The organism is Actinacidiphila guanduensis (genome assembly GCF_900103985.1).
Classification (GTDB): Bacteria; Actinomycetota; Actinomycetes; order Streptomycetales; family Streptomycetaceae; genus Actinacidiphila; species Actinacidiphila guanduensis.
This window is the reverse complement of sequence record NZ_FNIE01000001.1, coordinates 157,899-170,525: the sequence shown is the minus strand read 5'-3', so window position 1 is coordinate 170,525 and position 12,627 is coordinate 157,899. Positions and strand designations below refer to the sequence as shown.

The window sequence follows — 12,627 nt, the reverse complement described above, 5'->3', positions numbered from 1 at the left end:
CCGCCCGCGGGACCGGCGTCAATCCGCCGCCCGGCTCAGCCCCTTGCCCGGCAGCTCGACCGCCCACAGGGTGAGGGCCACCGCCACCAGGGCCGCGGCCATCACCATCGTGCCCGTCCAGCCCCAGGCGGCGCGGACACTGCCGGTGGCCGCCGAGGAGGCCGCGCCGCCCAGGAACACGCTCGTCATGTAGACGGAGTTGACGCGGGCACGCGCCTCGGGCCGCAGGGCGTAGATGTCGCGCTGGCTGAGCACTTGGTGGCCCTGGACGGCGAAGTCCAGCAGCACACCGCCGAGCGCGAGCACCAGCACGTTGCCGATGCCGGTGCCCGCGACCAGGATCGCGACCAGGCCGACGCAGAGCGCGGCCGCGCGGGCCGCCTTGCCGTGCCCGAGGTCGCCGAGCCGCCCGGCCACCGGAGCGGCGGCCGCGCCCGCGGCACCCACGAGCGCGAAGACGGCCACGCCGGTCTGCGACATGTGGTGCCGGTCGACCAACTCGTAGGGCACCGCGGTCCAGTAGGCGGTGAAGGCGCCGAACATCGCGGCCTGGGTCAGGGCGCGCCGGATCAGCACCGGCTCGGTGCGGGCCAGCCGGCCGACCGAGGCGAGCAGCGAGGAGTAGCGCGCGGTGTGCTGCGGCTGCCGCACCGGCAGCATCCGCAGCAGTGCCAGCGAGGTGAGCAGCATGACGACGGCGGAGATCGCGTAGATGCTGCGCCAGCCCCAGGCCGCGGCGGCGAAACTCGCCACCGACCGCGCCAGCATGATGCCCAGCAGCAGTCCGCTCATCACCTGGCCGACCAGCCGGCCGCGGGACTCGGCCGGCGCCAGGTGCGCGGCGAGCGGGATGAGGATCTGGGCGACGACCGAGGTGATGCCTATCAGCGCCGAGACGGCCAGGAACACCCAGAAGTCGGGGGACAAGGCGGCGACGGCGAGCGCGGCCGCGGTCAGCAGCAGAGTGCGCGAGGCGAGCCGGCGGTTCTCCAGGAGGTCGCCGAGCGGGAGCAGGAAGGCCAGGCCCAGGGCGTAGCCGATCTGGGTGGCGGTGACGACGATCGTGGAGGTGCTCTGGCTGACCCCGAAGCTGCGGCTGAGCAGGCCGAGCAGGGGCTGGGCGTAGTAGAGGTTCGCCACGCTCGCGCCGCACGCGAAGGCGAGGGTGAGGATCACCCAGCGCAGGGCGCGGGCGGGTGGCTGGGGGACGTCCGCCTGCCGGGCACCGCCCGGACCGCCGTCGGGGGCATCGGCTTCCGGCTGGTCGGAGGGGGCGGCGCCGGGAGCGGTCTGCCGTGTCATCGGGTCTCCGTGCCTCGGGTTACTGAACATTGCGTTCAGTATGAGCATGCGGCGGCGCCGGGTTGTTCCCGGGGGCGGCCACGCCGGTCATGACCTGCGCCACGCACGCCTCGGCGAAGCTCTCGTCGAGCGGCTCGTGGCTGAAGAGCAGCCGGTAGTAGACGGGCGCGAAGACCAGGTCCAGGGTCGCCTCGACATCGAGGTCGGCCCGCAGTTCGCCGCTGGCCATGCCCTGGCGCAGCACCTCGGCGGCCACGGCCCGGCGCGGGCTCATCCACTGCTCGCGCAGCGCCTGGGCGATCTCCGGGTCGGACTGGGCGTCGGCGGCCAGGGCCCGCATCAGCGGCCCGGCCGGGGTGCGGGTGAACAGCCGCACGGCGGCGACCGCGAGGACCCGCAGGCCCTCCTGGGCCGAGACGTCCTCGGGCAGGGTCCACGAGTCGGCCGCCCGCAGCATGAACCCTTCGAGCGCGACGGCGCCGCGCGAGGGCCACCACTTGTAGAGGGTGGCCTTGCCGACGCCCGCCCGGGCGGCGATCGCCTCCATGGTGGCGGCCTTCAGCCCGCCCTCCATCATCAGGTCGCCCGCCGCGGCCAGGATCGCCGCCCGCCGCTCCTGGCTGCGCGGCCGCCCCACCCGCACCCCCGCAGCGCTCCCGCTCGCCATAGCACCCCTGCTTCCCGCTCCGGCGCCCAAGGGGTCACATTCCTGAACGTCCCGTTCATTATAGGTCGGCCCGCGAGAAGACGCGCCACGGAGCCGCCGCGCGGCGCTCGTGCGGCACCGCGGGCCGCCTTCGCCGGGACAGCCCGGTGGTCAGGCCGGGGGCGGGGTGAAGGAGGCGGTGGTGTCCGCGGTGATGCGGGTGGCGGTGTCGCGGAGGGCGGGCAGGACGGTCGCCGGAGGGGGCTCGGAAGGGGAGGCGTGCAGAGCCACGTTGACGGCGGCGACCACGTGGCCGTCGCGGTCGTGGACCGGGACCGCGAGGGACTGCAGGCCGTTCTCCAGCTCCTCGGTGACATGGGCGTATCCGTCCCGGGCGACCCGGTCGAGGATCGCGGCGAGGTGGGAGGGGTCCGTGACCGTATGGTCGGTGAGCGGCGCGAGGTCGGCGGCGGCGAGGCGGGCCGCGCGCTCCTCGGGCGCGAGCCCGGCGAGCAGCACACGGCCCATCGAGGTGGCGTGGGCGGGGAAGCGGGTGCCCACCGAGATCGACACGCGCATGATGCGGCCCGCCGACGCCCGCGCCACGTAGCGGATGCCGGTGCCGTCGAGCACCGCCATGGACGCCGAGTGGTGCAGCCGCGCGGCCAGCGCGGACAGGTGCGGCTGGGCCAGCTCGCCGAGGGTGAGCCCGGAGAGCAGGGGGTAGCCCAAGTCGAGCACGCGCGGCAGCAGGCGGAAACGGCCGTCGCGGGCGGCCACGTACCCGAGCTGCTCCAGCGTGAGCAGGGAGCGGCGGGCGGTCGCACGCGGCAATCCCGTGGCCTCGGCGGCGGCCGACAGCGTCATCCCACCGGGCGTGTCGTCCCGTCCGCCGGCGCCGCCCCCCGGCGTGTCGCCGAGCGCGCGCAGAACCGCGAGGCCGCGGGCGAGCGACTGCAGGTACTCCGGGCCGAGTTCGCTTTTGGCCGCTTTGGACGGGTCCCGGCGCTCGGCGGGACTACGGTTCGGGGCCGGCCGGGCGCCCAGGGCGGCCGACATCTCGTGGGCGGCGCGCCGCAACGGCTCCAGCGCGACGGCCACCAGGCCGGGCGTGTCGTGCCGGCTCGTGTGGCTCACCGCGCTGAGCGCGCACACGAACGCGCCCGCCGCGTCGGTCACCGGCACGGCCACCGCGATGAGCCCCGGCTCGACCAGCTGGTCGTCCACCGCCCAGCCGCGCGCGGCCGCCTCGGCGACACGGGCCCGGAACTCCGCCTCGTCGCCCCGCCCGCCACGCGGGCGCGGCACGGCCGGGAACCCGGCGTCCTCCGGGTCGGCTTCCCGGCGCGCCCGCCACCGGACGAAGTCCGCCTCGCTCCAGCCCACCGCGGCGAGCGTCCCGGCCGCGGAGCGCTCCGCGGGCACCGCGTCGCCGATCCGGAACGCCACGGACAGGGCGCGGCGGCGGACCGTCTGGACGACGAAGCGGACCGCGTCGCCGTCGGGGACCGCGAGGGAGACGGACTCGTCGAGCGTGTCGGCCAGCCGCTCGGCGAGCGGGGCGAGCGGGCCGGCCACGGCGCTGCCGCGCAGGTAGGCGGCGCCCAGCTCCATCAGCCGCGGGGCGAGGACGAGTTCGCGGTCCTCGACGCGGAGGTAGCCGAGGCGTTCCAGAGTGGTGGCGATGCGGTCGACAGGGGAGCGGGCGAGGCCCGTACGGCGGGCGAGGTCGCCGGCCCGCATCCGCCCCTCGGGGGTGTGCGCGAGTTCCGTGAGGACGGCGAGGCCGCGTTCGAGGGGGCCCACCCCGTTCTCGGCCATCGTTTTCCTCCCGGGGTCACCGTATCCCTTCTACGGGGGTGGCTTCTGACCGCGGGGGTTCCCGCTCCCTGCGTGTGCTTGCGCTTGTGCGGGTGCGGCTCCCCGCCGCGGGGGTTCCTCTACGGTGCCGGGTGCCGCGCCGTCGTGGCTTGTCGCGCCGTTCCTCCCCCAGAGCTCCGCCTGGGAGGTATCCCCAGCGCCCCCAACAACCGCTGTGCGTCTGGTTGCGCTCGTGGTGCGGGGCATCTCAGGCCGGTTGGGACGGGGTGTCGTGGGGGGTGATCACCGTGATGCCGGCGGGGGAGGCGGTGCTCATCGCTGCCAGGGCGGCCGGGGCCGCGTCCAGGGGGATCACCTCGCCGACGAGGTCGCCGGGGCGCAGCGTGCCCGCCGCGATCTGGCCCATCATCTCGGGGTAGGCGTGCGCGGCCATCCCGTGGCTGCCCAGCAGCTCCAGTTCGAGGGCGATCACCCGGCCCATCGGCACCTGGACGGTGCCGGTGGCGAGCAGGCCGACCTGGACGTGGCGGCCGCGGGCGCGCAGGCCGAGGACGGAGGCCGCGCAGATGTCGGCCGCACCCAGGGCGTCCAGCGAGACGTGCGCGCCGCCCTCCGTCGCCTCGCGGACCTCCCGGGCGGTGTCCTGCACCGAGCCGCCCGGCGCCAGGCACACCTGCGCGCCCAGCGTGGCCGCGAGCCCCAGCGCCTCGGGTGAGGGGTCGACCGCGACCACCCGGGCCCCGCACGATACCGCCACCATCACCGCCGACAGCCCGAGGCCCCCGCAGCCGTGCACGGCCACCCACTCGCCGGGGCGGATGCGGCCCTGCGCGACGACCGCCCGGTAGGCGGTGGCGAAGCGGCAGCCGAGCGCGGCCGCCGCGGTGTAGGGCATCGCCTCGGGCAGGGCGACGAGGTTGACGTCGGCGTGGTGGACGGCGACGAGGTCGGCGAAGGAGCCCCAGTGCGTGAAGCCGGGCTGCTGCTGCCGCTCGCACACCTGCTGGTCGCCGCGCAGGCAGGCCGCGCACCGGCCGCACGCGCACACGAAGGGCGCCGTCACCCGCTCCCCGCCGTGCCACCGGGTCACGCCCGGGCCCACGGCCACCACCTGCCCGGCGAACTCGTGCCCGGGCACGTGCGGCAGCGCGATGGCGTCGTCGTGGCCCTGCCACCCGTGCCAGTCGCTGCGGCACAGCCCGGTGGCGGCCACCCGCACCAGCGCGCCGTCCTCCGGCACGAGCGGGTCCGCCACCTCCCGCACCAGGGGCAGCTCACCGAACTCCTCGAACACCACAGCCCGCACGGGCCGCACCGCCTTCCGTCGCTTCTCCGGGGCCTGCTTCCCGAAGAGCCGCCCGCCAGCATCGCAGCCACCGCCGCGCCCGTGCCGCCGGGGCCGTGCCGACACACCCCGGGCGGCATCCGGACGGGCGCCCGGCCGTCCGGTCCGGACTCCGAGCCACGCCGCAATACCGGAGGAATGCGAATATCACCCCATACTGGTGACGATGAATCACCGACGCCACCCCCGACGGCCCCCGGACCGCCCGCGCGGACCCGCGATGTGGTCCCCGCTGCTGCTGACGCTCGTCATCGGCGGGCTGGCCGTCTCCACCCCGCGGGACTTCTCGGTCAGCCGGCTGCTGCCGGCCGCGCCCGCGCTGGCGGCGTCGATGTGGTCGGTGGGCGGCACCGTGGCGCTCGGCGTCGTCACGCTCTGCGTGGAGATCGGCCTCCAGGTCGCCTACGACGAGCGGGCCGCCGCCTTCACCGCGGGCGCGCTCGCCGCCGTCACGGCCGCCGCCGCGTACGCGGCCCACGTGCGCATCCAGCGCGAGCGGACCCTGTCCCGGGTCCGCTCGGTCGCCGACGCGGCCCAGGCCGTCGTGCTGCGGCCGGTGCCGCACCGGTTCGGCGACATCGGCATCGAGACCCTCTACCTCGCGGCGGCCGAGGAGGCCCGGATCGGCGGGGACTTCTTCGAGGCGGTGGACACCCCGCACGGGGTGCGGGTGCTGATCGGCGACGTCCGCGGCAAGGGCCTGTCCGCGGTCGGCGTGGCCAGCGCGGTGACCAACTGCTTCCGCGAGGCCGCCTACGACGAGGCCGACCTGGCCCGGCTGGCCCGCCGGCTCGACACCAGCATGGTCCGCTACAGCCGCACGCTCACCACCCCCGACGCCGGCGAGGGCTTCGCCACCGCCGTGCTCGCCCAGCTCCGGCACGGCAGCGACCTGGTCGAGCTGCTCAACTGCGGCCACCCGCCGCCGCTGCTGCTGCACCGCGGCGGCGCCCGCTCGCTGGTGCCGGCCGCGGCCTCGCCGCCGCTGAACATGGCGGCGCTGATGGGCGCCGACTACCTCGTGGAGACCGTGCGGATCGGGCCCGGCGACCGGCTGCTGCTCTACACCGACGGCGTCAGCGAGACCCGCGACCTCACCGGCGCCTTCTTCCGGGTGGGCGACTGGGCGGCGGGCAAGGAGGGCGTGAGCGACCCGCGGCTGCTGGCGATGCTCCACGAGCAGCTGCTCGCCTTCAGCCACGGCGGCCTGGACGACGACATCGCGGCCCTGCTGGTCAGCCGCGGCCGCGAGTATCCCGAGGCCGAGGGCGCGTCGGGGGCGACGGAGGTGCACTGAGGCCGCACCGGGCCCTTTATCGGGGCCGTGCCCAGGACGTACCGGGCCCGTTCCGAGCCCCCACCGGGCCCGCCTCGGGCCGGTTGCGAGCCGGGTGCCGCGCGAAGCCGTCGTCCCATGCCCCGTGGTGCCCGCTCGGGGTGCGGGCGTACGTTGCCCGAGGCGCCCGGCCGCGGCGCCCGCGCCCCGCCCCCGGTACGCAAGGAGCACCCCGGCCCGCCATGACCGAACGCCGCCACATCCCCGCCTGGCTCTCCGACGCCGTCCTCTACCAGATCTATCCGCAGAGCTTCGCGGACTCCAATGGCGACGGCATCGGCGACCTCGCCGGCATCACCGAGCACCTGGACCACCTCGCCTGGCTCGGCGTCACCGCGGTCTGGCTGAGCCCGTGCTTCGCCTCGGAGTTCGGCGACGCCGGCTACGACGTGGCCGACTACCTGACCATCGCCCCGCGCTACGGCACCAACGAGGACGCCGCCGTCCTGATCGACGCCGCCCGCTCACGCGGCATCCGCGTCATGCTCGACCTCGTGCCCGGGCACACCTCGCACCGCCACCCCTGGTTCCGCGAGTCCGCGCACACCCCCGGCGACCACCGCTACATCTGGTCCGAGACGATCGCCTCCCCGGCCCGCGACTGGATCCCCAACCAGGGCGCGCGCGGCGGCTTCTACCTCGCCAACTTCTATCCCATCCAGCCCGCGCTGAACTTCGGCTACGCCCGCCCGCACCCGGACCAGCCCTGGCGCCAGCCGGTGGACGCCGAAGGGCCGCGCGCCAACCGGGCCGCCCTGCGCGAGATCATGGACCACTGGTTCGGCCTGGGCGTCTCCGGCTTCCGCGTCGACATGGCCTACTCCCTGGTGAAGGACGACCCGGGGCACGTGGAGACCGGGCGGCTGTGGGGCGAGGTGCGTTCCTGGATCGACCGCGCGCACCCCGACTGCGCCCTGCTCGCCGAGTGGGGCGACCCGGCCGTCTCCATCCCGGCAGGCTTCCACTCCGACTTCTTCCTGCACTTCAACGGCCCCGCGCTGCGCTCCCTGTGGGACAACGGCACCGGCAGCCAGGGTGTGTGGGCCGACGGCAAACCCTGCTGGCTCGACGCCGAGGGCCGCGGCAGCCTGACGCCCTTCCTGGACGCCTGGCGGCAGGCCGAGGCCGCCGCGGACGGCCACGGCCACATCGCATTGCCCACCGCCAACCACGACTTCTCCCGGCTCACCTGCGGCCCGCGCACCCGCGACATGGTCGCCCCCGGCTTCGCCCTCCAACTCACCTGGCCCTCCCTGCCGGTGATCTACTACGGCGACGAGATCGGCATGCGCTATGTGCCCGGCCTGCCCGACACCGAGGGCAGCCAGCTCGGCACCGAGGCCCGGCAGGGCTCGCGCACCCCGATGCAGTGGGACGACGGGCCCAACGCCGGCTTCTCCACCGCCCCTGCCGACGCCCTCTACCTGCCCGTGGACCCGGACCCCGGCCGCCCCACCGTCGCCGGGTCGCGGGCCGACCCCGCCTCGCTGCTGCACCATGTGCGCCGGCTGATCGCGCTGCGCCGCAGCACCCCGGCGCTGGGCAGCTCGGGCCCCGTCGAGGTGCTGCACCGCGACTACCCCTTCGTCTACACCCGCGGCGGCACCCACCTGGTGGTCGTCAACGCCCGCGGCAGCCAGGCCCGCGCACCCCTGCCCGCCCTGGCGGGCGCACCCCGCCCGCTGGCCGTGCACGGGGTGCGCCTGGCCGAAGGCGAGGCGGTCGCCGACCCGTTCTCCTACGGGGTCTACGAACTGGCCGCCGCGGCAGGGCAGTAGGGGGCCGGGCACCGGTCAGGGCGCCTCGAGCCCGCCGTCGGGGCGGCGGACCCGAGTGGCCCACCGCTCGTGCAGGAACTTCACCGGCGGGTACGCGGCGGCCGCCTTCTCGTCCAGGTCCACACCCCACCCGGGCGCGTCCGAGGGGTACAGGTGTCCCTCGCGCACCACGGGGGTGCCGGGGAACACCTCGTGCACGGCGTCGCCGTAGGTGTGCGCCTCCTGGTAGCCGAAGGCCGGGGTGGAGATGTCGACGGCGAGGTTCGCCGCCACGCCGACCGGCGAGATGTCGCCGGGGGAGTGGAACGCCGTGCGCACGCCCAGGAGTTCGGCCAGCGCGACGAGCTTGCGGGTGGGGGTCAGGCCGCCGACCGCCGAGGTGTGCAGCCGCAGCAGGTCGATGCCGCCGTCGCGGATCAGCCGCACCGCGTCGGTCACCGAGCCGATCTGCTCGCCGACCGCGATCGGCACCGGGGAGGCCGCGCGCACCTCCGGCAGCCGGTCGTAGTGCTCGGGCGCGATGACGTCCTCCAGGAACGACAGCCGGTAGGGCTCCAGCGACCGGGCCAGCACCACCGCCTGCTTGGGCGTCAGCCGGCTGTGCACGTCGTGCATCAGGCTCACCTCCGGCCCCAGCCGCTCGCGCGCGGCGGCGAACAGCTCCGGGACGGCCCGCAGGTACTGCGCGACGTCCCAGCCGTCCGGGTGCGGCGAGCGCGGGTAGCCGCCCGGGGTGCCGGGGGCGCCGTAGGTGCCGGTGCCGGGGCCGCCGACCTGGAGCCGGATGTGCCGGTAGCCCTCGGCGAGCAACTGCTCGGCGGCGTCGAGGGTGTCGCCCACGGTGGGCCCGGCCGCGTGCGAGTACACCTCCACGGCCGCGCGGCTGCGGCCCCCGAGCAGCTCGTGGACCGGCAGCCCGGCGCGCTTGCCCGCGATGTCCCACAGCGCCTGGTCGATGCCCGACAGGGCGTTGCCGAGGACGGGCCCGCCGCGCCAGTAGGACGAGTAGTGGATCATGCGGGTGATGTCCTCGATGTCGGCGGGGTGGCGGCCGACGGCGAGGGGGCCCGCGTGCTCGTCCACGGCGGCGGCCACGGCCGCGTACCGCTGGGTGAAGGTGGCGCAGCCGAGCCCGTACAGGCCGTCGTCGGAGGTGTCGACGCGGACCACCACCAGCGGCAGGCCCTCGGGCGCGGTGACGACGGCCCGGACCCGGGTGATGCGCAGGGAGTCGCGCGGCTGCCAGGGCGGACGGGCCTCGGGGAGCGCGCCCGAGGCGTCGAGCAGTCGGTCGGGTCCTGAGCCGGTCATGGGTGAACCCCTGTTCCTGGTCGCTGGGTTGCGGCGGGTCGCCGGCGAGATCATGTTACGTTTTCATCATCCGCATGACGCTTCTCGTGCAGGAATCCGCAAAATATCGACACGAGTGCGGGGGTCGCACCACGGCCGTTTCGCGCCACACCGAGGGGGAGTCCACGTGAAGGTCCTGGTCACCGGGGCGGCCGGCACGCTCGGCCGCGAAGTCGTCGCGCACCTGTCCGGGCGCGGCATGCAGGTGCGCGCGCACGACCGCGTGGCCCTCGACCCCGGCGCCGCCTGGCAGACCGCCGCGGGCGACCTGCGCGAGCGGCCGGCCGTCGAGGCGCTCGTGGCCGGGATGGACGCCGTCGTGCACGCGGCCGCCCTTCCCTCGCCCCACGCGGCCCCGCAGGACGAGGTCTTCGCCAACAACGTCCTGGCCGCCCGGCTCGTCCTGGACGCCGCCGGCGCCGCGGGCGTCCGCCGCGCCGTCCACATCTCCAGCCTGTCCGCCCTCGGCCTGGCCTTCTCCGCCCACGGCACCTCGCCGCTGACCGCCCCCGTCTCCGAGGACCACCCCTACCTCGGCGACGACGTGTACGGGCTGTCGAAGTACGTCGGCGAGACCGTCGCGGCGACCGCCGCCCGGCGCTGGGGCACCACCGTGGTCTCGCTGCGCTTCCCCTTCCTCGGCACCGGCCGGCGGCTCGCCGACCACCTCGCCCGCGTGCACGCCGACCCCGGCCACGACAGCGGCGGGCTGTGGGGCTGGCTCGACAGCCGCGACGCCGCCCGCGCGGTGGGCGCTGCCCTGACCGCGCCGGTGAGCGGCCACACCGTGGTCAACGTCGCTGCCCCGGACACCACCGCCCTGCAGCCCACCGCCGACCTGCTGCGCCGCTACCACCCGGGCACCGAGGTCGAGCAGCCGCTGGACGGCTTCGCCGTGCCCTTCTGCCTGCGCCGCAGCCGCGACCTGCTGGGCTTCACCGCGCTGCACCGCTGGCGCCCCTGAGCCCGGGCCGCGGCACTACCCGCTGTACGGGTGAAGGCGGGCGGCACGAGCGGGTGATTCGATCCCGCGGGAGGGGTACCCGGGGACAGTGGGGGCGCACCATCGTCGAGCGGCGGGAGTTACCGCACATGGCTGTCCGAGTTGCCGTCATCTACTACAGCGCCACGGGAAACGTGCACCAGCTGGCCCAGGCCGTCGCCAAGGGCGCGCAGAGCCGCGGGGCCGAGGTGCGCCTGCGCCGGGCCGCCGAGCTGGCGCCCGACACCGCGATCGACGCCAACCCCGCCTGGCGCGCGCACGTCGACGCCACCAAGGACTCCGTCGCCGAGGCCACGCTGGAGGACCTGGAGTGGGCCACCGCCTACGCGTTCGGGACACCGACCCGGTTCGGCAACCCCAGCGCGCAGCTCAAGCAGTTCATCGACTCCGCGGGCGCCCAGTGGCAGGCCGGCGTCTTCCACAACAAGCCCGTCACCAGCTTCACCTCCGCGATGAACCGGCACGGCGGCCAGGAGTCGACGCTGCTGGCGCTGAACAACGTCTTCTACCACTGGGGCTGCATCATCGTGCCGCCCGGCTACACCGACCCGCTGCTCTTCGCCGCCGGCGGCAACCCGTACGGCACCAGCTGGCCGAGCGGCGGCGGCGAGGGCCCGGACCAGGCGACGCTCGACGCAGCCGACTACCAGGGGCGGCACCTGACGGACATCGCCACGCAGCTGCGCGGATGAGGGCCCTGCCCCGGTAGAGGCCGCGCCCTCTCCCCGCTCGGGCCCGCGGCGTGCCGGAAGGGCCCTTCCGGCAGGAATTCGCGGACGGGATCAGGAAGGCGGGGCCCGGCGGCAGTGCCGGCAGGCAGGTACCCCTCCGCTGTGCGGTCCTGGCGCGGGCTCAGTCCAGTACCTGGGTCAGCTCGCTGCGGGCCGCGGTGTGCACCAGCCGGCCCAGCGCGCCGTTCACCACCGGCATGAAGGGGGCCACGTGGCCGATCTCGACGTCGGCGACCACCGGCACGCCGAGCGGTCCGAGCGCGTCCATCACGGCCTTGTCCTGGGTGAGCGAGTCGTTGCCGGGCGCCGAGGTCCGCCCGACCAGCACCGCGTTCGCCGCGTCGAAGAAGCCGGCCAGCCGCATGCCGTGCAGGTTGCGGCAGATGGTGAACGCGTTGTCCTCGCACGCCTCCACGTAGACCAGCAGGCCCTGCGGGGAGTTCGCGCGGGCGAAGGCGGAGGCGTCGAGGTAGCGGGTGCCCGCCAGGTTGCACAGCGTCTCGACGCAGCCGCCGATCAGCCGTCCCTCCGCCACCACGTCGCCCCCGCCGCCCAGCCGCCGCCAGCGGCCCGGCGCGTCGAGGGTGAGGGTGCGCACCTCGGGGTGCGCGCGGTAGTCGTCCCGGCCGGTCGAGCGGTAGCGGCCCGGCGGCACCTGCGTGAACCGGTGGCCGCGCGGGGCCGCGGCGATGTCCAGCCACGAGAGCAGCCCGTCGGGCACCTCGTAGGGGGTGTCCATCAGGTTGTTGCCGTGCACGGTCGCCGTGCCCGTGAGCAGGGTCACCGGGGTGAGCAGCGTGGAGATGTCGGAGAAGCCGACGAACCAGGTGGGCTCGGCCGCGGCCAGCAGGTCCCAGTCGAGCAGCGGGAGCAGGTCGATCGCCGTCTCCCCGCCCCAGGGCGGCACCACGGCTCGCACGGCCGGGTCGGTGAGCATCGCCGTCAGCTCCGCGGCCCGCTCGGCGGCGGGCGCGCTCACATGGCCGCTGCCGTCCATGCACTGCCCGAGGACGACCTCGTACCCGCGCGCCTCCACCGCCCGCACGGCCACCTCCAGCCGCCCCCGCATCGCCTTGCGGACCCCGCTCGACGGCGAGGTGATCCCGATCCGGTCGCCCGGCTGCAACGGCCGCGGATAACGCACAGTCATGCGCGGGATTGTGGCACGCGGGACCACGGGCCCGACAACGAATTCCTGGCACCCCGCGCCCGCGCGACCTGCCGGTCGCGGGCCGGCTCACCGGGCGGGGCCGCCGTCCGGGCAGGGCCGTCCCCGTCCCGGTTGGGCCGTTCGGATGCGGCGGGCCGGGTAGGC

Annotated in this window: 10 protein-coding genes; 4 read left to right on the top strand and 6 right to left on the bottom strand. The window is 75.5% G+C overall.

The genetic code is table 11. From position 1 onward, the window contains the following. Window positions 1-18: 18 nt before the first annotated feature. The 4 genes from BLR33_RS00815 to BLR33_RS00800 all read right to left on the bottom strand — a co-directional run bounded on the left by BLR33_RS00815 (window position 19) and on the right by BLR33_RS00800 (window position 5,075). The gene (locus BLR33_RS00815; protein ID WP_093782261.1) at window positions 19-1,302 is read right to left on the bottom strand and encodes an MFS transporter; all 1,284 of its coding nucleotides are present in this window, start codon (window positions 1,300-1,302) and stop codon (window positions 19-21) included. Between the two features lie 19 nt (window positions 1,303-1,321). Continuing rightward, window positions 1,322-1,969 carry a TetR/AcrR family transcriptional regulator gene (locus tag BLR33_RS00810; protein WP_093782260.1) on the bottom strand — a complete coding sequence of 216 codons (648 nt, stop codon included), beginning with the start codon at window positions 1,967-1,969 and terminating at the stop codon, window positions 1,322-1,324. 150 nt (window positions 1,970-2,119) lie between these two features. Continuing rightward, window positions 2,120-3,769, bottom strand: a complete 1,650-nt coding sequence (locus tag BLR33_RS00805) for an IclR family transcriptional regulator domain-containing protein (RefSeq protein ID WP_093782259.1) — start codon at window positions 3,767-3,769, stop codon at window positions 2,120-2,122. A 247-nt stretch (window positions 3,770-4,016) separates the two neighbouring features. Next, window positions 4,017-5,075 (bottom strand): zinc-dependent alcohol dehydrogenase family protein, encoded by a 1,059-nt coding sequence (locus BLR33_RS00800; protein ID WP_093782692.1) that lies wholly within the window; start codon window positions 5,073-5,075, stop codon window positions 4,017-4,019. A gap of 205 nt (window positions 5,076-5,280) precedes the next feature. Between BLR33_RS00800 and BLR33_RS00795 the strand changes: the two genes are divergently transcribed. Next, entirely contained in the window at window positions 5,281-6,411 is a 1,131-nt protein-coding gene (locus BLR33_RS00795; RefSeq protein WP_093782258.1) for a PP2C family protein-serine/threonine phosphatase, read from the top strand. Window positions 6,412-6,632: 221 nt separating this feature from the next. After that, on the top strand, window positions 6,633-8,228 hold the full coding sequence (locus tag BLR33_RS00790) for an alpha-amylase family glycosyl hydrolase (protein ID WP_093782257.1): 1,596 nt from the start codon (window positions 6,633-6,635) through the stop codon (window positions 8,226-8,228). 15 nt (window positions 8,229-8,243) lie between these two features. On the opposite strand, the gene BLR33_RS00785 is transcribed toward BLR33_RS00790, so the two are convergent. Continuing rightward, the gene (locus BLR33_RS00785) at window positions 8,244-9,539 is read right to left on the bottom strand and encodes an enolase C-terminal domain-like protein (RefSeq protein ID WP_093782256.1); all 1,296 of its coding nucleotides are present in this window, start codon (window positions 9,537-9,539) and stop codon (window positions 8,244-8,246) included. 166 nt (window positions 9,540-9,705) lie between these two features. Here BLR33_RS00785 and BLR33_RS00780 point away from each other — a divergent pair, with 166 nt between their 5' ends. Together BLR33_RS00780 and wrbA are read left to right on the top strand one after the other, a co-directional pair. After that, window positions 9,706-10,542: an NAD-dependent epimerase/dehydratase family protein gene (locus BLR33_RS00780; RefSeq protein WP_176930058.1), complete on the top strand. Its 837-nt coding sequence runs from the start codon at window positions 9,706-9,708 to the stop codon at window positions 10,540-10,542. A gap of 128 nt (window positions 10,543-10,670) precedes the next feature. Then, on the top strand, window positions 10,671-11,273 hold the full coding sequence (wrbA, locus tag BLR33_RS00775; protein WP_093782254.1) for an NAD(P)H:quinone oxidoreductase: 603 nt from the start codon (window positions 10,671-10,673) through the stop codon (window positions 11,271-11,273). Window positions 11,274-11,433: 160 nt separating this feature from the next. On the opposite strand, the gene BLR33_RS00770 is transcribed toward wrbA, so the two are convergent. Next, complete coding sequence (locus tag BLR33_RS00770) at window positions 11,434-12,462, bottom strand: S66 family peptidase (protein WP_093782691.1); 1,029 nt, start codon at window positions 12,460-12,462, stop codon at window positions 11,434-11,436. Window positions 12,463-12,627 lie beyond the last annotated feature (165 nt).